At 38.5% G+C, this 23100-nt stretch carries 14 protein-coding genes; 9 read left to right on the top strand and 5 right to left on the bottom strand.

The features are described 5' to 3' along the window. Window positions 1–6: 6 nt before the first annotated feature. Both UABAM_RS14265 and ftsH read left to right on the top strand, forming a co-directional pair. Entirely contained in the window at window positions 7–1488 is a 1482-nt protein-coding gene (locus tag UABAM_RS14265) for a hypothetical protein (protein WP_151968677.1), read from the top strand. 53 nt (window positions 1489–1541) lie between these two features. Then, a complete protein-coding gene (gene ftsH / locus UABAM_RS14260) occupies window positions 1542–3443 on the top strand; it encodes an ATP-dependent zinc metalloprotease FtsH (protein WP_151968676.1) in 1902 nt (633 codons plus the stop codon). 13 nt (window positions 3444–3456) lie between these two features. Here the strand turns inward: ftsH and UABAM_RS14255 are convergent, their stop codons facing one another. After that, on the bottom strand, window positions 3457–4875 hold the full coding sequence (locus UABAM_RS14255) for a pyridoxal phosphate-dependent decarboxylase family protein (protein WP_151968675.1): 1419 nt from the start codon (window positions 4873–4875) through the stop codon (window positions 3457–3459). A 225-nt stretch (window positions 4876–5100) separates the two neighbouring features. Between UABAM_RS14255 and UABAM_RS14250 the strand changes: the two genes are divergently transcribed. Then, window positions 5101–5775 carry a methyltransferase family protein gene (locus UABAM_RS14250; protein ID WP_151968674.1) on the top strand — a complete coding sequence of 225 codons (675 nt, stop codon included), beginning with the start codon at window positions 5101–5103 and terminating at the stop codon, window positions 5773–5775. Window positions 5776–5814: 39 nt separating this feature from the next. Then, window positions 5815–7728 (top strand): outer membrane protein assembly factor BamB family protein, encoded by a 1914-nt coding sequence (locus UABAM_RS14245; RefSeq protein ID WP_151968673.1) that lies wholly within the window; start codon window positions 5815–5817, stop codon window positions 7726–7728. A gap of 39 nt (window positions 7729–7767) precedes the next feature. On the opposite strand, the gene UABAM_RS14240 is transcribed toward UABAM_RS14245, so the two are convergent. Next, window positions 7768–10176, bottom strand: a complete 2409-nt coding sequence (locus tag UABAM_RS14240; RefSeq protein ID WP_151968672.1) for a serine/threonine-protein kinase — start codon at window positions 10174–10176, stop codon at window positions 7768–7770. 274 nt (window positions 10177–10450) lie between these two features. Between UABAM_RS14240 and UABAM_RS14235 the strand changes: the two genes are divergently transcribed. After that, on the top strand, window positions 10451–11506 hold the full coding sequence (locus UABAM_RS14235) for a leucine-rich repeat domain-containing protein (RefSeq protein WP_151968671.1): 1056 nt from the start codon (window positions 10451–10453) through the stop codon (window positions 11504–11506). Window positions 11507–11539: 33 nt separating this feature from the next. Next, the gene (locus tag UABAM_RS14230; RefSeq protein ID WP_173013321.1) at window positions 11540–12559 is read left to right on the top strand and encodes an alpha/beta hydrolase family protein; all 1020 of its coding nucleotides are present in this window, start codon (window positions 11540–11542) and stop codon (window positions 12557–12559) included. A gap of 611 nt (window positions 12560–13170) precedes the next feature. On the opposite strand, the gene UABAM_RS34190 is transcribed toward UABAM_RS14230, so the two are convergent. Further along, window positions 13171–13269: a PEP-CTERM sorting domain-containing protein gene (locus UABAM_RS34190; protein ID WP_151968669.1), complete on the bottom strand. Its 99-nt coding sequence runs from the start codon at window positions 13267–13269 to the stop codon at window positions 13171–13173. 177 nt (window positions 13270–13446) lie between these two features. On the opposite strand from UABAM_RS34190, the gene UABAM_RS14220 reads away from it, so the two are divergent. After that, on the top strand, window positions 13447–15498 hold the full coding sequence (locus UABAM_RS14220; RefSeq protein ID WP_151968668.1) for a tetratricopeptide repeat protein: 2052 nt from the start codon (window positions 13447–13449) through the stop codon (window positions 15496–15498). 176 nt (window positions 15499–15674) lie between these two features. On the opposite strand, the gene UABAM_RS14215 is transcribed toward UABAM_RS14220, so the two are convergent. After that, the gene (locus UABAM_RS14215; protein ID WP_151968667.1) at window positions 15675–16478 is read right to left on the bottom strand and encodes a serine/threonine-protein kinase; all 804 of its coding nucleotides are present in this window, start codon (window positions 16476–16478) and stop codon (window positions 15675–15677) included. 727 nt (window positions 16479–17205) lie between these two features. Here UABAM_RS14215 and UABAM_RS14210 point away from each other — a divergent pair. After that, window positions 17206–19218, top strand: coding sequence for a hypothetical protein (locus UABAM_RS14210; RefSeq protein ID WP_151968666.1), 2013 nt, complete (start codon window positions 17206–17208; stop codon window positions 19216–19218). A 133-nt stretch (window positions 19219–19351) separates the two neighbouring features. Here UABAM_RS14210 and UABAM_RS14205 read toward each other — a convergent pair whose 3' ends face one another. After that, the gene (locus UABAM_RS14205; RefSeq protein ID WP_151968665.1) at window positions 19352–20188 is read right to left on the bottom strand and encodes a universal stress protein; all 837 of its coding nucleotides are present in this window, start codon (window positions 20186–20188) and stop codon (window positions 19352–19354) included. Window positions 20189–20391: 203 nt separating this feature from the next. On the opposite strand from UABAM_RS14205, the gene UABAM_RS14200 reads away from it, so the two are divergent. Then, window positions 20392–23049, top strand: a complete 2658-nt coding sequence (locus tag UABAM_RS14200) for an ankyrin repeat domain-containing protein (RefSeq protein ID WP_151968664.1) — start codon at window positions 20392–20394, stop codon at window positions 23047–23049. Window positions 23050–23100 lie beyond the last annotated feature (51 nt).

The following is a 23100-nucleotide window of genomic DNA, read 5'->3' as shown; positions in this document are numbered from 1 at the left end:
TCTGAGATGTTTATGCGAATTACTCTAATCGCGCTTGTTGTGTGTATGACACCTTTGTATGCAATTCGTCCTGGGCAGACGAAGAAGTACCGCGTATGGGAAGGAAAGACCGACAGGCACTATACATCCCAAAATGGGTTACGTGCCTTTTCCATCTGGGTTGGGGACGACCAGACGGTTGTGGAAGCGCAGTGGCATGAAGAAGTCCGAGGTGGTCACAAATGGGTATTGCGCGGAAAAGCAATCATCAGTGGTAAAAATAGACGTTCTTCCCGGACAGTTTATTTGCGTCCAACAGAAAAATTTCGTCTTACTGTAAAGGGAATGCGCTCATCGCGCGGTAAACAAAAGATTTGTTACTATTGGGTTCGGTGCATCAATAACCCTTCACCGGGCGTTCAGATGTACAATAGCAAATATTTTACAGATATTGGAACATGGTTTAAAGCAGGACCTTATCAGTATTGGTACTGGGGAGGATGCTCTACATGGGTGATGGTCAATCCCATTGATAAACAAATTTTCTTGTTTGATGGTTATGTGAGCAAAGCAACAATTGGTAGAACACGTAACTTTGATTATACAAAAGTGCAGCGCAAACGTGTGGTGCGTCTGGTAAACGTATTGCGTCACTTTATTCGACGTGGTTTCAAATTGGAATGCATTTTAACCTCTCATAAATATGGCAATCATCTAGGGGATATTCCGTATATTTTAGGTGGGATAAAAGCGACCGCCGATCGCGATTTTATGCGAACAGGAATGGCTCTTACTGGCAAAGCGCAAAAGGAGAAAGTTTCTGTTATTATGTGTCGTGAGGCTTATGAGGATCCTTATTATGGTAAGCCGGGCTATGATAGCAATTATTTCAAACCGCCTCGCGATGATATCTTTATCCCGACCTTTTACAATGTTCATCATATCCACAGGTACTTTACCAAAATTAATGGTAGTGGCTTTTCTGTTGCGGCAAAGACCCATCGCTTTGGTAATTTTGTTATTGATATGTACGTTTGGGATCATGGAATGATGGGGGACGGCGATATCTTAGAATTTGGAGATTTGCGAACAATAGCATACCGAATTACCCGTGTCAACGGTAAGAAAGCTGCAAGTGTGTTTTTCACCTCTGGTTTTTGTGAAGATAGACATTTCTTTCTTGGTTTTAGTCGGCAGAAAATTCGTTGCCACCATGTTATTATGGCGTGGAGCGGTCATGAAATAAACGCAGAAGCAGCAAAAATAATTGAGCTGTTGGACAATAGCCCTGTAAAATACAATTATCTTTTTGCCAACCTCACGGATAATAAATCAAATCCCGGAGGAATGAAAGATGAGAACGCGGAAGTTGTTGATATGTTTGGTATGTTGCTGGAAAAAGGTGTGATCGAAAATTACCCAGGGGTGATTACTCCGCGCATAAAATGGAAAGGGAAAGAGCGTCTAATACGCTTGGGAGCTTTTTCGAATAGAATCGGCGTTGATTAAACATTTTTTAAAATTCATTCATGAGCAAAAATCTTTTTTATCGGTAAAAATAAATGAAACGACAAGAAAAATATACAATATGGCATTATTTGGCTCTTTTTTCTTTACTACTTTTACTACAGTCTACGTTGTTTTCGTCAAGAGCCACGAAAGAAATCTCTTACAAAGAATTTCGCGATTATCTCGCAGCGGGTAGAATGGAAAGTGTCGTACTTTCCACAAATAGTATTGTTGGAAAATTAAAGGATTCTCCCAAAGAGCAGAAGACCGATTTGACACAACCAAGCACACAAAGCGACTCTAAAACTAACCGTATGAAAGACAAGTCGCAAAAAATAGAGAAAAAGGTCGTGCGTTATTTTCGCGTAGTTCGCTTAGAAGACAAGAAACTCATTGAAGATTTGCAGGCGGCCAAAGTGGATTATCGAGGGCGTATCGAATCTAATTTTCTATCGAATTTCTTTTTCAATTGGGTTTTACCCATAGGATTTATGATACTTATATGGACGTTTATTTTTCGACGTTTTAGTGCGACGCAAAATCAATTTCTCAATCTCGGTAAAAACAAAGCGAAAATTCAAGCGGAAAATCTCAAAAGCCAGATTACCTTCAAGGAGGTAGCCGGGATTGATGAGGCCGTGGAAGAGGTACAGGAAATAGTCGATTTTCTCAAAAATCCCGATAAATACACGCGATTGGGAGGAAAGCTTCCCAAAGGGATTCTTCTCGTTGGTCCTCCAGGAACGGGAAAAACCTTGTTGGCAAAAGCTGTTGCCGGAGAGGCGGAAGTTCCTTTTTTTAACATCAGTGGCTCAGATTTCATCGAAATGTTTGTGGGAGTAGGAGCGGCAAGAGTTCGTGACCTGTTTAAAGAAGCCAAACAAAAATCACCGTGTATTATCTTTATCGATGAAATAGATGCGATTGGTAAAAGTCGTTCGCGACATTCCGTATCCGGGGGATACGATGAACGAGAAAATACTCTCAATCAACTACTCGTTGAAATGGATGGATTTCAGTCTGGCTCGAATGTAATTATCATGGGCGCGACAAATCGTCCCGACTTACTGGATAAGGCACTTTTACGTCCGGGTCGCTTTGATCGGCAAGTCCTAGTTGATAAACCTGATTTAAATGGTCGCATCGATATCTTTAAGGTACATTGCCACAATATCGTTCTTGCCGATGATGTCGACTTTCATAATTTAGCCGCGCAGACTCCAGGATTTGCTGGTGCCGACATTGCCAACGTTGCCAATGAAGCGGCCTTGCTCGCGTCGCGTAAAAATAAAGACCAGGTAAGCAAACAAGATTTTGAAAATGCCATTGAACGAGTCGTTGCTGGACTTGAGAAGAAAAGTAAATTGATCAATGCCAAAGAACGCAAAATAGTGGCTTATCACGAGTCTGGGCATGCCATTGTTGGTTATTTCACTCCTGGAGCAGATGAGGTACAAAAAGTTTCCATCGTACCACGGGGGTTTGGTGCACTAGGATACACATTACAAATGCCTCTTGAAGATCGTTATTTAATGGGGAAAGAAGAACTACTAGGTAAAATTAAAGGGCTACTAGGGGGAAGAGCTGCGGAGGAAATTATTTTTAGTGATATTTCCACAGGAGCTTCTAACGATTTGGAAAGAGTTGCACAAATTGCGCGTAACATGATTACCGTATATGGTATGAGCCAAAATTTACCGAATTTTTCCCTAGTCAATAAAGGAACACCTGGTTTTCTCGGGCAGGATAACCTCATGTACAAATGCTCCGAAAAAATAGAACAAATTGTCGATGAAGAAGTACTGGAAATGATTCAACATTGTTATGAGGATGCAAAAAACATCCTCATCGAAAAGAAACCCCTACTCGAAGAAATGGCAAACGCTCTTTTACAAAAAGAAGTCCTAGAAAAGAACGAAATTGAAGAAATACTTGGAAAAGAAAATAAATCTTAATTGGGTAACGCCATTATAGTTTGTGCGCAACAGCCAATTGCAGTATTTCCCATAAAGATTTGACATGTTCGAGTGTGGTTGCTTCCGCGCCAATAGAGATACGAACCATCCATCTTCCGTCAAGTTTTGCCGGTATTAGATAAGCTTTACCACTTAGGTTAACTCGGTTTACCCAATCCAACGTATGTTTATCTAAATCATCTCCGGCGAGATGTGGCGGGCAGTGGTGGACACAAACGGTTTGCAAAATAACAGGAGCCAAAACTTGCCAATGAGGCATGTTCTCCACTTGTTTTTTTAGCCATTGCGCATTTTCCATATCTCTTCGGAGTCGTTTTTGCAATCCCGTAATCCCCTGATCTCGAATTAAAGCCCACAATTTTAACGCACGAAAACGTCGTCCTAAAGGAATGCCCCAATCGCGATAATTTTTTGCCTCATCATCATGTGCGGTTTGTAAATAACTGGGATTGGTAGACATGACGCGAATGAGATGCTCGGAGTCCTTGATATAAAACAAAGAAGTATCGAAAACAATTCCCAACCACTTATGAGGATTCAACACCAAGGAATCCGCTTGTTCAATGCCTTCCCACATCCAACGACACTCTGGTAGGATCATCGCCGAACCCGCCATGGCAGCGTCCACATGTAACCACAGGTTGTATTGTTGGGCAAGTTTTGCCATTTTCGCAATAGGATCAATGGCCGTGGTACCCGTCGTACCTGTGGTAGCTACAATAGCGCAAGGTTTGAATCCTTGGACCAAATCTTCTTTAATTGTTTTTCGAAGTGATTCGGCATCTAAGGCAAATTGATCGTCGGTTTCAATAAACCGAAGGTTGTGTAGCCCAAATCCAGCTAACAAAGCCGCTTTTTTTACCGAGCTATGGCTTTGGGTAGAGGAGTATACAATCAATGGTGATTTTTCCCCTTGTAAGCCGCTGTGTACTTGACAATGATTCGAAGTTCTCTCACGTGCACAGAGCAAGGCAACCAAGGTGGAGGTGGAGGCCGTGTCTTGAATGACGCCTTGCCACTGCTCCGATAAACCAACCATTTGTCGCATCCAGTCACACATGACTTCTTCCACTTCTGTCAGGGCAGGCATCGATTGCCAATTCAATCCAATACCACCAATTCCCGAACAAATTATGTCGCCTAATATAGAAGATAATGTGGCGTTACCTGGAAAGTAGGCGTAGTAATGGGGATGATTCCAATGAGTAACTCCAGGTAAAACAATATGGTTCAGATCATCTAGGAACGCGGCAAACGATTCGGAATCGCTCGGAGGAGTCGTTGGTAATTTTTCAGCGATGGCACCTGGATCTAACGAAGCCATTACCGGATGCTTTTCCACATTTTCACGGTAATCTGCAATCCAATCAATAATTTGATGACCATATTTTCTAAAATCTTCAGGTGTCATTACTTTTCCCCTTTTATTGAAAGCGACAAATGCAACAAATACACATAGTATACACTAGAAGAGTAAAAATTTTATAAATTTTACGTATCTTTTATGGAAGACCTATTGTAAAAATGTTGTAGAAACAAAAGTTTATGTTTACCAATCACAAGCAAAATAAACAGCGTTTTGTATGAAAAACGCTTATAATTCCACAAAATATTACGAAAAGAAAAGGTTTGTCCGATGAATAAGAAAAGTCTTTTACTTAAAATTCTCGTGCGTATGGTTTTGAGTGTTGTGGTATTTGGTTTGATGCTCTTTTGGCCCGCCGGTACTTTTTCCTATACGGCAGGTTGGATTTATCTTGGTGTTGTGTACAGTTTTATGCTGGTGATGACGAGTTATTTCTTTAAGCACGATCCCGCGCTACTGGAACGGCGCATGCAAATGAAGGAAAAAGAAGCGGAGCAAAAATTATTGATAAAGCTTGCTTCTTTGATTTATCTTTGCGGTTTTTTCCTACCAGGTTTCGATTATCGCTATGGTTGGTCTGAAGTACCAATGGAGTTGATCATTGCCGCTAACGCGGTGGTAATGGTAGGATTGATTATCGTTTTTTGGGTGTTCAAGGCCAATAGCTACGCAGCACGTACGATCGAAGTGTTTGATGGACAAGAACTCGTTTCTACAGGTCCTTACGCCATTGTTCGTCATCCCATGTATACCGGAGTGCAACTCATGTTGCTGGCTACCCCTATTGCCCTAGGTTCTTACTGGATGCTCATTCCTTTTGCACTATCGCCATTGTTTTTCTATTTTCGTATCAAGAATGAAGAAAAAGTGCTGTGCGAGCAACTCGATGGATATTTACAGTACCGTGAAGAGGTACGTTATCGAATGTTTCCATACATTTGGTAGAAATTTAATGATTCGTGGTGAAAACTTGGAGGAAGTTTCGTGAAAAAGCTAATGACTATTTTGTTTACCGTTTGTTCTGTTTCCTTACTGTGCCAAACTTTTGAGGATGACAAACAAGCACAGAGAAAAAAACAAGCAGAGGTCTATTTTCAAAAATCTTTAGAATTGTACTACCACAAAGATCATGCGACAAAATCTTGGAAGGAATTACAAAAAGCCATAGATCTAGTTCAAGATCCACGGTTTTTAGCGCAAAAAGCGAAAATGATGGTGCTGGGATATGGAACAGAGAAAGATGACAAAGGGTATGCACTCCTTGAGCAACAAATAGAATCATTGAAAGCTAATAAAGACGGCTTCTCACTTTATTTTTTAGGTTACCTGTACCATTTTGGAGAGGTTCTTGAACAGGATGTTACAAAAGCGGTGGCTTTCTACAAAAGAGCGATAAAAAAAAATAATAGCTTTGCCATGTATAATTTAGGGGCGATGTACGACGAGGGGCGAGATATTGACTTTGATGAAGAAAAAGCTTTCAAGCTTCTTAAAAAAGCCGCTAAACTAGGACATAGTCCTGCCATGTCTCAATTAGCAATTATCTATGAGTACTACGAGTCTATCGCTGATCCTGAAAAAGCTCGATACTGGCATAAAAAAGCAGCGCATAGTGGTTACATTCCCTCCATATATTTCGTCGCAAAAAAGTTAAAAGATATCGATAAAAAGCTCTTCTTATATCAATTAGGTGTTGCGCGCGGAGATATTGAGTGTGCGGAGTTGTATTTACGAACATGCTATCAGCAGGAATACAAAGAGAAAATTTCTCCAAATCACATCGCAACGCTTTCTAAGTCAGAGAAAGTAACTCATCTGGAAACATTAGCTCTCATCTATGCGTGGCGACAAGACAAAGAAAACGTTAGTACTCATCATGACAAATTAAGTTATGAAGCCAAAGCAAAAGTAAAGCTATTGTTAGAAGGAAATTCACCGAAAACAACGGATTCGATATTGCGTAAGAAATGGAATGAGTTCATAGGCGTCCACATCAATAAATTTCCCAAAGAGAAACGGCAAAAGAAATGGAATGGTATATCCGTTACCCAAAAATGGTCTTCTTTTCCTGATTTGTATGAAATGCAAATGTCACCAGACGGTAATTTTATCGCGATTGCTTCGGAAAGTAGCACTACTCTTGTCTTAGCCACAACAAATGGAGATGTTGTTTGGATGAGAAAACTACATAAAGGGGAAAACACACAAGGAATAGCGGTAACCAGAAATGCAGAGATGATTATCATTTCTAACGGGGCTGGTGTCATGGCATACTCAAAACAGGGCCAACTGTTGTGGTTTCATCAACTAGAAGACGCTCAATGGGATGTTGCCGCTTCTGAATTGGGAGAAAAAATCTATGTCAGCCATGGTTGGGATTTATATTGTTTTAGTGATCAGGGAAAAAAACAGTGGCAGGCAGAGGTCAATGCTCGCGATTATAGTATCTGGGGCGTAGATACTTCACAAAATGGAGAAGTCATACTTCTTTCCACCAATAGCGATGTCATCATCTGCGATAAGAATGGTAAAGAAATCGCATTTTTTGATATTTGTAAGGGAAATAATCTAGGAGTTGTCGACTTAGATCTTGAAGGCGAAACGTTTGCGGCTTCCTACAACAAAAATCAAGCTTATATTGGATTATATAGTGTTGAAAAAGGCAAGTTGTGGGAGACGAAAGTTGATACTGGTGTTCACTGTGCCTTTGTACAAAGAAATCTAATTGTTTCGACAAGTCGAGACGGCAATATTAGCGTACTGGATTTACAAGGGAATGTTTTAAAGTCTTTTTGGACGTATGTCATCTACACCCTCACAGCACCTTATGACAGAAAGATTTTTGCTGTGGCAGGAGATTCTGTTCATTTGTATTCCATTGCTCCATCAGATAAATAACGGCGCTAAGTAAGGTAATGTTTGTCAGAGGAGATATGTTTATTTGCGCAATTCTTGTACTTTCTGCCAATGATAATTGGCTTCTCGGGGGCGATTTAGGTTTTTATAACAAAGATGTAATCCATAATGAGGTTGCCACATATCGGGAAAAATGGAAATCGCTTTTTTGAAATCTTTGATGGCGCGTTTGTACTTTTGGGCTTGTGCATGAAGAGCACCTCTATTTGTGTATGCACCGGAATAATTTGGACTTAATTGGATAGATTTATTGTAGTCTGCTAGGGCCAATGAATTTTGTTGTAAATCTTTGTATAGAGTTCCCCTGTTGTGATAGAGATCTGCATCATTAGGATTTAGCTGTAGCGCAGCATTAAAGTCACGCATCGCCAATGGATACTTTTTTATTTGGGCATATAGAATCCCGCGATTTCTATATGCTTTCAAATATCTCGGATTTATTTCTATCGCTTTGTTATAGTCCTGTAGTGCTAAATCATATTTCTTTAGTTTACAATAAAGAAGTCCACGATTATTATAAGCTCTGGAATACCTCGGATTTATTTCAAAAATTTCGCGATAGTCTTCTAATGCAAATTGATATTTACCCAGTGCTTCGTAAAGTAAGGCGCGATTATTGTAGATATCTGGACTAGCTGCGTTTAAGCTGATGGCCTTGTTAAAATCGGACATCGCTAAATTGTATTTTTTTAAATCGCGATAAAGAAGACCACGGTTATTGTAAGCTTTTGTATATTGATCATTATGCCTTATGGCCGCATTAAAGTTCTCTAACGATCGCTTGTACTGCCGCATTTCGTGATATATATTTCCCAGGTTGTTGTAAGCACTAAAAGACTCCGCGTCAACCTCAATGGCTTTCTTCAAATAAGAAATCGCTTTTTTCCGTTCTCCCAGTTCGCGATAAAGGTTGCCGTGGTTGTTGTAAGCATTCGCATACTTAGGATTAATTTTTTCCGCTTTTTCGAAATCTGCTAAGGCCTTCTGATACTGTTTTAACTCTTGGTAAGTAAGGGCTCGATTGTTATATGTTGTACTATCTAGAGGATCAATTGAGAGAGCTTGTGCAAACGACTCCAACGCTTTTTGATATTGTTTAATCTCTCGGTAACGATTACCTAAATTTGCGTAAGCCGTCGCACTTTGGGGATGTTGTTTGATTTGTTTTCGATAATATTCAATACTTTTTTGTGTATCACCACTTTGGGCACTCACATACCCCTTGATAAAGTTCCAGTTTTGGTTTTCTCCGTATTTTTCGAGGTCTTGAAATATTTCAGAAAACAACATCGCAAACTTCTTATCTCTTTGCAAAATTTCGTATTTCTCCATCGAGTAATTTAAGATGGACATTACTTTATTGAGAGCCAGTTTTGAGTTATTTTTTTCCTGCTTCATTTCAACGACAGCTTGTTTCATTTTTTCTATTGCGTGCTCCATTTTTGCGGCTGCCTGTTGGGCGTTTGTTTTTGCCTTTTCCGCCGAAGTCCACGCGGAAAAAATAACCATCAGAGAAAGAACCAGAACCACAAAAATAGCCATGAGGCTACCACAGATTACTTTATGTCTGACAACAAAGTTTTTGACCACATCCCAAGATGTATATTTTTTGGCTATGATAGGACGATGCCCTTGAAAGTTTTTGAATTCTTTTGCGAGCACTTTAAAATCGTTGTATCTTTTTTGTGGTTTCTTGCTCAAACATTTTAGACAAATAGCCTCTAAATAAGGTGAAATATCTGGATTGAGTTGTCGCGGAGGAATGGGGAAGTTATCCATGATTTGGCAGATAATATTAATTTCTGTTTCTCCTTGAAAAACAGAACGATATGTCAATCCTTCGTACAAGCTTGCTCCTAAAGAATAAATATCGCTTTGATAGGTAGCTTTCCCATCTACCTGTTCTGGGGCCATGTAAGCCACTGTCCCCAACATTTGCCCTGAACGAGAGAGTTTTTTGGTTTTATCGGATATTTTTGCCAATCCAAAGTCCATGATTTTTGCCGTACCGTCTTGAGAAATCATGATGTTACTTGGTTTTATATCACGATGGATGATATTATTCTGGTGAGCGTAGTGTAGCGCTTCACACAAGTAAATCATTATATTGACAAGTTTGCCAGCTTTTATGTTACGGTTTTTAATCAAGTCGGAAAGAGTACTGCCTTCAATATATTCCATGGTAAAATGCGGACGTGGCGCAGTGCCATATTCATAAAAGCGTACAATATTTGGATGATTTAACTTGGCAATAGCACTTATTTCCATCAAGAAACGTTCGATATATTCTGGTTCTTCGCAGAGAATTACTTTGAGCGCAACTAAAGATTTCCGTTTTGTATCGTAAGCTTTATAAACTACTCCCATACCACCACGACCTAATTCACCAAGTAGTTGGTATCTACCAAACATGGGATATTGATTTGCCATTGTTTTTTCCTTTAGCGATACGGTTGAATGAAGACTGTTTCGTTGATGAATCAATTACATCTTTTACAGTTTTCATTGTAATAGATGGCCTATTTTATAAGAAGAAAAATCCACTGTGAATCTGTTGATTTGATCGAACAATTTACATAAAATGTTGAAAGAACTGTGTCGTTATAGTCGTTGATTCTATGGAGTAGATACTTGATATGAAGGTAAAATCTAAATCGTTAACTGCAATAGAAAATAATACATCCTATTATGGGTGTGCTTTTTTTTGGATGAAGACGCGAAGTATAAAGTACAAAATTGCACTTTCGATAATTGTAGTTTTCGTAGTGATGTAACTTTTACAAAAATACAAAAAAGCTATTTTGTAAACTGCAATTTTTCCAAAAAATTTTGCCTAGATTTAAGTGAACAAGAGTTGGAAATAGCAACACAACACTTAGAAGGCATCGCAAAATTATCTTCTCTTACTCATCTAGATTTAAGTCGTACGCACATAACAGAATTGCCACCGGCGATTCAACATCTCGTATCCCTTACTCACCTGAATTTACCGCAAACAAAAATAAAAAAATTACCAAAGGAAATAGGGCAGCTCTCTTCTCTCACACACCTCAACCTATCCTTTACGAAAATCGTAAAATTGCCCAAAGAAGTGGAGCAACTATCTTCGCTTGTCCATCTAACACTGCGTGGTACAAGAATCAAAAAGATGACAAAAGAAATTCAGCGAATCCCTTCTCTTACTCACTTAGATTGGAGTCATTCAAATTTAATTGAATTTCCAAAAGAAATATTGCAACTTCCGTACCTTGTTCATCTGAACTTAGGATATTCAGACATCGCTGAATTACCAAAAGAAATAGGGCAACTTTCTTCTCTTACCTTTTTGAGCCTGAGTAACACTGAAATAACTAAAATTCCCAAGGAAATAGGGCAACTCTCTCTCCTTACTCATTTATGCTTAAGGGGGACAAGTATTACGAAGTTACCCAAGGAAATAGGACAGCTCTCTAGTCTGACACATCTGAATTTGGGACGAACGCAAATAACAAAGCTTCCGAAAGAAATAGGGCAGCTCTTTTCTCTAATGGATTTAGATTTAGCAGACACACTAATAACAAAGCTACCAAAAGAAATAGGACAGCTCTCTTCTCTTATTCATTTAAATTTAGGGCGAACGCAAATCGCAAAACTCCCAAAAGAAATGGGAAAACTCACTTCTCTTCGACGTCTAGGGATCGCATTCACCGAAATAAAAACATTTCCAAAAGAAGTAAAAAATTTATCATCACTTGAAATCTACAGGTTGATGGGTTCTTAAGTAATATCTATCTAAATGGAAAGAGAAAAAATAATGTGTAGAATAATATGTATTTTATCATTTATCGGATTGGGATTTTCGACGGTAAGTTCCCAACAAATAAAAGAAGAACAAGTTGTTTTTTTCCACGGTAACGTTCGCTTAGCAGGAACATTGGTACTGCCAAAATCGCCAGGACCTCATCCTGCCATAGTGGTTGTTCACGGCTCAGGTGCTTCCGATCGTAGTAACTGGGAAGATCAAACGCGCCACTTCCCGCAACATGGTATTGCGCTTCTAAAATTCGATAAGCGTGGTGTTGGTGATTCTAGTGGTGATTGGCGTTTGGCCACAATGGCAAATCTTGCTGACGACGTGATTTCGGGTGTAAAGTTTTTACAGCGTAGAACAGATATTCGGTCAAATAAGATTGGTGTTTGGGGAGGGAGTCAGGGATGGACCGTGGCATCGCTTGCCGCTGCGCGTAGTAAAGGTTCTATCGCTTTTGCCGTTGTTATTTCAGGTGACCCTAAAGGCTTGTGGGAACAAGAAAAATATCGCATCCGCGTCGCTCTCGCCCAAGATAAAGTTGCGAAAGAAACTTCTACTCGTGTGGAACATCTGATGAATTTGATGCAAACGTATTTTGCGACAGGTAAAAATTACGGAGCTTTAAAGGAATGTGCCCAATCTCCGCAATACAAAAAACACCTTCACTATGTGGTTCGTGGAGGTGTGATTCCTCCCGAAAATCACCCATTAGTGACATACTGGAAACTAAACTTTTCTTATAAGCCACTGAGTATTATACCGCAAATTCATTGTCCCATTTTATCTCTATGGGGGGACAAAGATTCGTTGGTCAACGCTCATGATGCGGAAGAAGTTGCAGGAAAAGCGTTTCGTGAAAGTAACCACGCTAATTATACTAGTAAAGTAATCTCAAATGCAGATCATGGTCTTTATTATCGTAAACAATCAGGAATCGGCTGGGCCAAAGATCGTAGCAAGTTTGCCCCTGGGGCTATGGAATATATGACTTCGTGGGTCCTTAATGAAATCAATAAAGAATAAATAAATCTTCGGTAAATTTATTTAACAAAACGCATCTTTTTTTGCCCTGCGTCATTTTAATGTTTGTTCTACAGTTAAAAAAATATGAATATATTTGACTAAATATATTTTTATTGTAGAGTATATTGACTTTTTCATATTAAGAATGTATAATATGATAAAATAATCACTTTAAGATGTGTGTGGCTCTGCCCACGTGTACTCACAACTTGACTTATTAGAGGAGATCAATATGAGAAAAATCATCTTTGTAAGCCTTTGTTGTATGTGTTTTCTGGCGTGTGCTATACCAATTAATGACAATTCTGACACATATTTAGATCAAACGTACATGAAGCCCGAACCTATTTACGAATTAGACCCGTATCACCCACACAGGTAATTTTTCCGAAAAAAGCAACGGGAAAAAGGCAAAACAGTTTGACAAACGGATAAGGTAGTTCGTTTGTCAAACTGGATAATATGAGTCAACAACAACTATTCGCCTTCGAATAGTCCTTGGAAAAATTAGACAGGATTAACAGGATGGATAGGAATGGAGTAAACGAAGCGGTGATCAATCATGCTCAACTTTTTTTCGTAGGTAGTCATTTGTAAGGTGTTTTACTACATCAAAAGAATCGGCTTGCATTTTCTTTAGGCATTACCTTCCTCAATCCAAAAAATACAATACCTAACAACATAATAATGAATGTCCCTGGCTCTGGCACAGCCTTTTTTCAACGAAGCACACAAACGGACTTTCGATCACAGGTAAAGTGTGAATTATTTAAGATATCATATCAATCTTGAGTTTCACTTATCAAATACAGACTATTCTTTATGACATAAAAGTATGATAAAATTGATTATATAGTCAGTCTGACACCTTTTTTCGAAAGTGATTTATGGATATGAAACTCTTACACAATAAATACAAAATTGAAAAAGTGCTTGGACAAGGTGGAATGGGACGTGTGTACTTGGCAACAGATGTCCATTTTCATCATCAAGTGGCCGTAAAAGAATGCCTAACGGATAGCAACAATACAAAAATGATGCGACGTATAAAGCGCGAATATCAATTTTTAAGTAGTATACAACATCCGAATATTGTCAAAGGATTGGATTTTTTTACCGCTCATAATCGTCATTTTATTGTCATGGAGTACGTTGAAGGAATTACCCTACAAGATTTTATTATCGAGTACGAACAGAGCATTTCTATAGAAAAGCAATTGGAGATCGCCAAGCAGATATGCAGCGCCGTTGCGACATTAAACGACCAAGGAATTATTCATCGCGATTTAAAACCCTCCAATATTATTTTAGTCGGGGAAGAGTACACACCAAAAATACTAGATCTTGGTATTGCAAAAGCGGTGAACCACGAATTGTCAACGCTGACACAAACGGGAGGAATTGTGGGGACCGCTTGTTATATGAGCCCTGAACAAGCAAAAGGACGTGTGAAAAAAAACACCGATGTATTTAGCCTGGGTGTGGTGTTTTACCAGTTTTTTAGTTGGATGCCAAATTCGCCTTTTTATGCAGGTCACAGTTATTCGAGCATGGTAAAAGTCATCGAACAGCAGTTGCCTCCTTTAGAAAAGATTGTAGAAAAAACACCGGAAATTCTACAGATATCGAATGTTCTTGAACGTGCATTACAAAAAAATCATCTAACACGCCTTTCATCTGTACAAAAGTTGTTGGAACAACTGCAAAATATCGACACGCCTTTATGGTTGATATACAGCCAAAAAGCTTGGCGAAAAGCCATACAATACAAGCACGTTGTCGCGATGTTGTGTGTATGTCTGTCACTGTTTGTGAGCTATGTGTTTCTGTCATCAGATAACGAAAAAATACGCAACAGGGTAGAGACTTATATGAATAGGGGGCTTGCGGAATACGCTGATCAGCGTTATGTAAAAGCGATTGATTACTACAATAAAGTGATTGAGCTACAACCAAATCACCCTACAGTATATCACGATCGTGGAATTGCGTACTTGGATAGCAATAAATCATTGTTGGCATTGAAAGATTTCCAAAAAGCGTTAAAAATAAATCCCAAGCATGCGAACACACATTACTGTATGGGAATTTTGCACAATAATAAGTTGCAATATAATCAAGCGATTGGTTACTTCAATCGGGCGATTGAACTAGATGCAAAGTACGATGCCGCGTATTGTAACAGAGGTTTTAGTCATAATAAACTTGGACAAGCAGAGCTGGCAATTCGCGATTATACACAAGCAATAAAAGTCAATCCTCGTTCCCCAGATGCTTACACCAACAGAGGTGCAATTTATTCGCGTTTAAATCGTTATGATTTGGCACTTCAAGATCTTGACAACGCATTGCGTATCAATCCAAAAGATGTGGAGGCGTACTTCAATCGTGGCTCTTTATATTTCAAAATGCAGAACTGGCAAAAATCGCTGAGTGATTTTAATACCGCGATTGCTTTGCGCCCTGAGTATGCCGAAGCGTATCATAGCCGTGGTATTGTTTATGCTACATTGAGGCAAGACCAACAAGCATTTGCTGACTTTGCAAAAACCATTGCTTTACAACCGCGACATGCCAATGTTCACTATAGCACAGGTATACTTTATGCACAGCAGAGACAATACACAAAAGCGATCGAGTTTTATCTACTGGCAATCAAATATGACCCCATGGATGCAGGATCTCACTACAATTGTGGAAATAGTTATCGCGCCCTAAGAAAATTTTCATCAGCAATAGAGCATTATAGTAAAGCGATTCAAATACGTACGAATTATCCTGAAGCGTATGGAAATAGAGGTCTAGTTTATCGGCATCTGGGAAAATTTCAAGAGGCCATTCATGATTTTCAAAAAGTGATTGAATTAGATCCTGCGAATGCCGCTACAGCTCAAAAGTGGATTAGACAGACTCGATATTTGCAACAAACTAAGAAATAAGAAAGCTACCGTACAAACATGTACAGTTCATCGTTTGCAAAGATCGCAGCAATTTACAAAAAGGCTACAGGAAATAATAGGTGAAAAATGACTAAATTATCTGAAATATTAGATTCCATCGTCGAAGTTAACAAACGTAAACCAAGAGAATCCTTTTATTCTTACATCTATAAGAATCATTCCTCTTGATATTTTTTTAAATCGGTCATCATTTCTACTACTGTATATCGATCTTTGATAGAGGCAGCCATTGCTTTTTCTACAATACAGACGACTTTATTGTTAATGTTAGGATTCCTCTCTCTTAGAGGAATGTAATCGTTTTGCTTTTTCGATGTCAAAATTTGCGAAAGATTTGATGCCAAAAACGGAGAAAATCCTTTTGACAAAAGCACATATAGGGAAATACCTAGCGCATATACATCACTAGAAGGGGTACGAGTTCCTTCCTTCATGGATTCTAGAGCTAGATATTGAATATTCGAATAGATATTTCTTTGATTTCCTTGGTTTATGATGTTATATACATCGTATTCAAAAAAACCCGCTAACTTTACAATGTTGCCAGAGGTAATTAGTATATTATCAACAGAAATATCTTTATGTATTACTTTCTGTTTATGAGCATACTCCAATGCTTCTAAAACAGAAATTGCAACTTTTAATATCTGTTCTGTTGTTAAATATCTTTTCGAAATCATGTCTATAAGTGATGAACCTTCGAAAAATTCGGTTACGATGTAATAGCGCCCGTTATGCAGGCCATGATCTTTAATTTGAATAATGTTTTCATGTTTCAATTTTGCGATATTCACTTTTTTTAGTGTGGAATATTTTTTGTCGCTAATAGTTTTTTCGCTAAATCTCAACATTACTTTTTGGTTATCACACAAATCCTTAGCACTATAAACGCGCACCTCTATTTCTTCCTTGAGATATCTCTCAATTTGATAACGATTAGCAATAATAGGTTTGTCCATATTTTATACCTCAAAAAGTTTGGGGCGTCAGTGTCAATAAGAATCGAGTTTTTCAAATTTTGAGTTTGTTAGGTATCCCAATTTAAAACCGCTTTGAGTCCAAAATGATCGGATGGAAAAACAGCTGGATATTCAGAAGAAACAGGTTTTGTTCCTAATAATTCAATGGTTTTTGGTTTCCATCTGAGGCTAGAAGTTCTATTTAGAATTCTATCAAATCGCACTTGCTTTTTCTTTCCTTTTATTTTCAACCTCATCAAATTAATGTCTGTATCTTCCGTAAATCCTGGCTGATTAGGATGTAATATAGACCAAATGTCTTGATATTCATTTTCAATATTTTTGTTTTCCTCCCAAGAACTACTTGAACAAAAGCTTATTGAACGTAGCTAAAATAGAATATCATTTTTAGGAAATAGAGGAAAACGATTACTCTCATTTATACCTATAAATAAAAAAATCAAAAATATATCAAAAAAATTAGATACGCGAAAAAAAAGTTTCCAAACATTATGTAGAGTAAGTCTACAGCGATAATTTTTTTGAGCGATACTATTCCTGCGGATCACAGGAATGAATCCGAATAGAAGGTGACAGATTTACCAAAAATGAAAGTAAATATACGTGCTTTTAGATCCGCTAGGGAATGACACTAGTAGCAAAATAGTATCAAGGAATACGGCGGATGATATTTATCCACTAAATCAAATTTTATAGAGGTCAACCAATGAAAAACTTATTATTGATTTTTGTAGTAATGCTGAGTTCCTTGGTTTTTTGTCAAAGTGAATTCGAGCAAACTTATTTCCAAGGAAAATGGAAGCCAAGTAATGAAGCGATAAAGAACACTTATGCTTTAGATGAGATTGGCGATTTTGGAACATTTGTTATTGATGAAGAAGGCAAAAAAATTCGGATACCTGATCTACTATATTCTGTAAAATTAGGAAAAGGTAGCTCTAATCTGGGAATCAGAGCTATCCCCGTCAAAGATCATGAGCATGATTTTGAAATTGTTGTAGATGAAGAAGGATTCGTTCGTTTCGATTACAACAAACAGTACTCTGATTTTAAATGGGGCAATGGCTCGCAATTAATAGATGAACATCTACAGTCTATTATGTTTGATGGGCAAAAAAACGAAGAGCTATTTGCTTTGATTGGTTATACCCACCCTGAGAGCCAGGATAACGAATATTTGACCGAAGGCCGTATTAGTCATATGGGAGTATATATTGGAGATGGAGAAACGCGCCATTCTCCTTACGACTACGATCCGACATGGGGAGCTATTGAATATCCCGTGAATGTATATACTGTCTCATTACGAGGTGTTTCTCAAAGAGCCTTAAATGCCAATTTTCGTATTACAACACGACTGCTTAACGAAACAAACGAAGGTCCAAGATTTCCTGAAGATTACACTTTTGATTGGTTTCGTACGCACAATTTAGAAGAATTATTAGCGTTTTATCGTGGTTGGATAGATCCTACTTACGTACGAAGAGATCTAAACGAGAGACTAATGCGTGCAGGTGTAGCAGGTGTTGATCTAGATACTCCTTACCAACATATCATCTCCACAGAGCAGTTTCTGCAAACCTATTGTTCTGAACACATGACCATAATCGTGAATATTGCCATCAATTTACCTCAAACAAAAAAAGGTTACCAGGAGATATGGGGAGAAGAAGAAGGAGCGAGACTTTTTACTTTAGCAAACGAACTTTGGGTCAAAATGACAGGAGAAAATATTCCTCAAGAAATCGTTTCTTCATTTGACAATCCTTTGTGGAAAAGAAGATTAGGATTTTCCAATGATATTTTGATCAATAATCCCAAAATACGCGAAACGGCTTTTGCGTTTGCCTGGAAACCTCAAACCACAGCGGATCTTTTGGGTGATTTTGTAGGCCAGTATGCATCTTTTGACAAAGTCTCTGTGGTAAGAAGTGTCATGAGTATTCTGTCGTTTGCTCCTGAAATACAAAAACGCACAGGTGTATCTGCCGAAAAGTATATGGAGTTATCGTTGTTGTTTATAGATAAAATGTTCAAGCATCATTTTCGTCTATTTTCTGCACAACAAGATCTAAGAAGCAAATCCAAAGAAGCACAACAGGCAGTATCACAACAATATTTTGCACAACTAAAAGGTATTTTCGCGAACATGCTTCAAGAGCAACCTGAAGTACTATTTCTCATAAATCAAAAGCTTGATGAAACTCAGCAAAGTGCTTTTAGTCTGATAGAGAACCAAGTAAGCTATGAAAGTTTTAATGAAAATTCGAAGACAATTACCGAGATTTTACGCTTAAAAATCGAAGATAAATATGCTTTGAGTCTTGGAAAAATAGCGTGGATTCAATTCTTAGTCGATTCACACAAGAAAAATATCGTTGTCATAAAACCCGATGGCTCTAAAAGTCTAGAAAGTTTGATGAATATTGCGCGTAATGCAGAAGTAAAACTTGAAAAAGTCGTTGATCAAGCGGCTGCTGGTTCTAAATTTGTAAAGTTTTACTCTCCTCCCGCGATCGCACATCGGATTGTAAATAATCTGCACTTAGACCTTACAGATCCTGATATACTTATACAAGCAGTCGCCACTGTTTTCGATCATTCCGAAGTAGAAATTAATGAAGAATACGATGTAACAACCGATAATACTTTTGAAATGGCGAGAAAAATGAGAGAGTTTGAAAACGATACTCCCACTTTCGGCGAAAATAATCGCTAAGTAAAAATACTGACGATATCCAGGGCGCGTTTGTCTTTAAATACTTGCATTATGGTGCAATTCTTGAATGCCAACGCGTCCTAACAACGAATTGTGTTGAGTGAGAATGTTCTCGTTTTCAACACATTCTCTCTCAATCCTCTATAATCCAAGGAACGTTAGGTACTGCAAGAACAGGGCATTTCGCATTACGTAAAACTTGTTCTGTGTGACTTCCACGAAACATATCTAGAAAACCATCGTGACCTTTTGTTGTCATAATAATCAAATCCCCTTGATTTTCATCAGCTTTTCCGATAATTTCTTTCACCAGATTACCTTTGCTAACAATTGTTTGCCACTTCCATCCTTGCCTTTCTTCTGTATTTACAGAGGGGCAATTTTCTCCGACATGGACAAGAGTAAAACAAACTTTATCGAGTTTACAAGTTAGAGCAAGTTGTGTGGCGCAATTGATGGAATATTGAGGGTCTGGGTCTTTGGCGATGGGAATAATAATATTATGCAGTTTTACTTTTCCTGTGTCATATGAGACAAACCCCTGACATTCGCCGGGAATAAATAATGTAAGCGTTTTTGACTCCCTGGCAATAGGCTCAGAAATAGATTTGTCCAACCATCGCGTAAATCCTTTTTTTTGATTTGTTGATAGAACGATCATGTCTAATTCTTTCGTGGATATATAATTCGAAATTCGCGAGAGGGAATTTGCCCCCTGAATACCTACTTTTTTTACAAAAAGGCCCATTTTTTTTAAATCTTGTGGAGTACTATTTTCAGGAAGTAATTGCCATTTTTCTAATAACTTTCGCACCTTAGGAAAATCGTCTGAGGTAACACTTTCTGCAACATGTAAGATATCTAGTTTTGCGTTTGTTAATAAACTAAATTTCACGGCATGGGCCAGGGCAATATTACTTGCGGGGGATAAGTCAGAGGGATGAAAAATTTGTTTAAATGATAGATCCATCAAAGAGTATCCTTAAAGTTTGGGTTAATTGCAATTTGTTGTTAAAACATAATTTGAATATCCTAGGAATTTCTTTTCTGTTATAACAGATAATTTATATAATTGGCTTCAAAAAAATAAAAAAATGAAAATCGATAAACACTACAGTTGAAACTTACTATCTTTTCGTATTGTAAAAGCTTTTCCAGGTGAGGAGAATTTTCATGTACCACTTGCGCATTATTTGTTTATTTACTATTTTACCCCTAGCCCTCCACGCTAATTTTGACTTACAAGAAGCGGTTTCCCAAGGGAAAGTAGAGGCAATAAAAAAGTATTTATCCAGCTTGTCAGCGGAGGAAAGAGCAGAGTTACTAGATCCTGAGTATGATGAAACAGAACAGCTCTTTCATACCGCTATTGAAAATAATCATCTGCAAATCGTAAAACTACTCTGTGCGGACGATGCAGAGACTTTCTCTGACTACTATTTGGATTTTTCCAGGAAGCACAGCAAGGAAATTTTCGCCTATTTTATGGAGAACTCCAACTACAATTACACACCGCTTATGATCGCGGCATACATGGGACAAGTTGAACAGGTCAAAAAACTGGTAAAAGAAACGGAAGACATAAACGCGGCAACCGAAGCCTACTACGAAACAGCTCTTATGTTTGCAGCAAATGCCGAAATTTCAAAAATATTAATCGAAGCAGGAGCAGATTCACAATTAGAAAATATCGAAGAAGAAACAGCTATCCACTATGCCATAAAACATAACAATGTGGAGCAGTTTAAACTACTCATCAACTACCTAGATCCAGAGAATAAAGATGACGTAATTTTGGACATCACAACAAAGCAAATGCTAAAAATTGCCTTAGACTCTGGAGCACGCTTATTGCCACCAGATAAAATGGGATTTCTATGCTATGCTGTCGATGATCAAAACAAGCAATTGGCGAATTTACTACTCGAATGTGGTGCAGATATTAATAAGCCAGATGCGGAAGCATATCTCCCGCTCATGTATGCAGAAAGCAAAGAGTGGGCAGAGTATTTAGTGTCCAAAGGGGCAGATGTCAACGCAAAAAGTGAAAATGGCACCATAATGCAAAATGTTTCGCGTAACGACCAACTGATCGCCTTCTTGGTGGAGCAAGGAGCAGATCAGTGGACGCATTTTATGTATCTAGCGTGTTTTGGTCACAACGAAAAAATACAAACACATCTTGCCAAAAACAATACCGATTTACACAAAAGAAATATTCATGGTGAAACACCGCTTTTGATTGCCGCAAGCAACGACCAAGTAAAAACCGTGGAGATATTACTTGAAGCTGGGGCTGACGTAAATGCCGTTGACAATGAACAGTGGGCTTCAATTATGTACGCTGCGAAACAACCAAATAAAGGCATGATGCAAATATTGATCGACAATGGAGCAGATCTCACCTTAAGAGATAACGAAGATGACAGTGCTATGAGCTTTGTACAAAATGAGATAGAAAATGCCGAACATGACCTGAAAGAGATGCTAAGATATAAAGAAAATTATACAGAAGAAGACTTTGCAGAGACCAATAAAATACTTGCTGATGGTAGAGCCATCAGAAACATGTTGCGCAAAGCAGGTGTAGATGGCTGGAACAAGGTTATGTATGCTTCTCTAATGGGTGATCACAACACACTAGAAGAGCTTCTATCAGACGAATCTTTAGATTTTCATGATGTACATGCAACAAACGACGATGGACAAACAGCGCTAATGTTCGCAAAAGACAAACGCGTAGTAGACATACTTGTCAAAGAAGGGGCAGAACTAGAATCAGAGACCGCAAAAGAAGAAACGGCTCTAACTTTTGCGGTAAAAGCGGGTAATAAAGAAGTTTTTGATGCTCTGATAGAAGCTGGTGCTGATATCCACTTACACAACAGTAAGTGGGAAAGCTTAGTGGAAATTGCCATTCAAAAAGAACAGACAGAGATGGTCGACTATCTCGTCAAACACAAGGCACGAGGATGGACACCTCTTATGGCTGCGGCGTACAAAGGAGATTTACAAATGTGCAAGTCACTACTGGCAAACGGTGCAAATCTCAACGCCAAGAACAATGACGGTGAAACAGCGTTCCTCGTCTCCTTAAAACACAAGTATAACAGCGAGCTTTTTACCTTTTTTATTGAAGAAAAAAAAGTTGACATCAACCAGAGTGATAAATACATGTACACCGCTCTAATGCACGCGGCTTACTATCTCGACGCAGTAGCAATTGTTGACGTACTGCTAGCAGATGGTATTGATCATACCCTAAAAAATAACTACGAAGAAACCGCTTTTGACATCGCATTAGACAACGCTGATGCGTACGGTGTCCAAGCATTTTTCGACAATGACAAAGCACCAGGTTGGACGCCTTTACTAGCCGCTGTTTACCGCAAAGATTACGAGGAAGTCCTTGTGGCTATTGACGATGAAAATGTCGATTTCCAGGCACGAGATAAAAAAACAAGAACGGCGTTGTTGCTGTGTGTAGGAGAGAAGTGGGATGAAGACGTTTTTGAGTTATTGTTAGACAAAGGTGCTAACATCGAAGACAAAGACATTTTCGGTCGCGGTGTTCTCCACCATGCTGTTGCTGCAAAAAATATCGCGGTATTAAAACGTCTACTTGCGAGTGGTGTTGATCTAGATGCGCAAGATTCCGAGGGAAATACCGCACTTATGATGGCAATTAGAGACAATAACCACGCCATTGTCGCAACACTGAAGGAAGCAGATCCAGATATCTTGTTAGAAAACAAAAACGGAGAAAGTGCGCGGAGTTTAGCAAAAATGTCTGGCGATGAGAAAATGATAGAATTGGTAGAGGACAAATAGGCAATGGAAATCGTTGTGACTAGGCTAATTTTTGGAAAAGAGCTGATATCT

Origin of the sequence: Candidatus Uabimicrobium amorphum, from assembly GCF_009002475.1 — a bacterium.
Taxonomy (GTDB): domain Bacteria; phylum Planctomycetota; class Uabimicrobiia; order Uabimicrobiales; family Uabimicrobiaceae; genus Uabimicrobium; species Uabimicrobium amorphum.
Note: the sequence above shows the minus strand (reverse complement) of the source record. Positions and strands in the feature narration are given on the sequence as shown.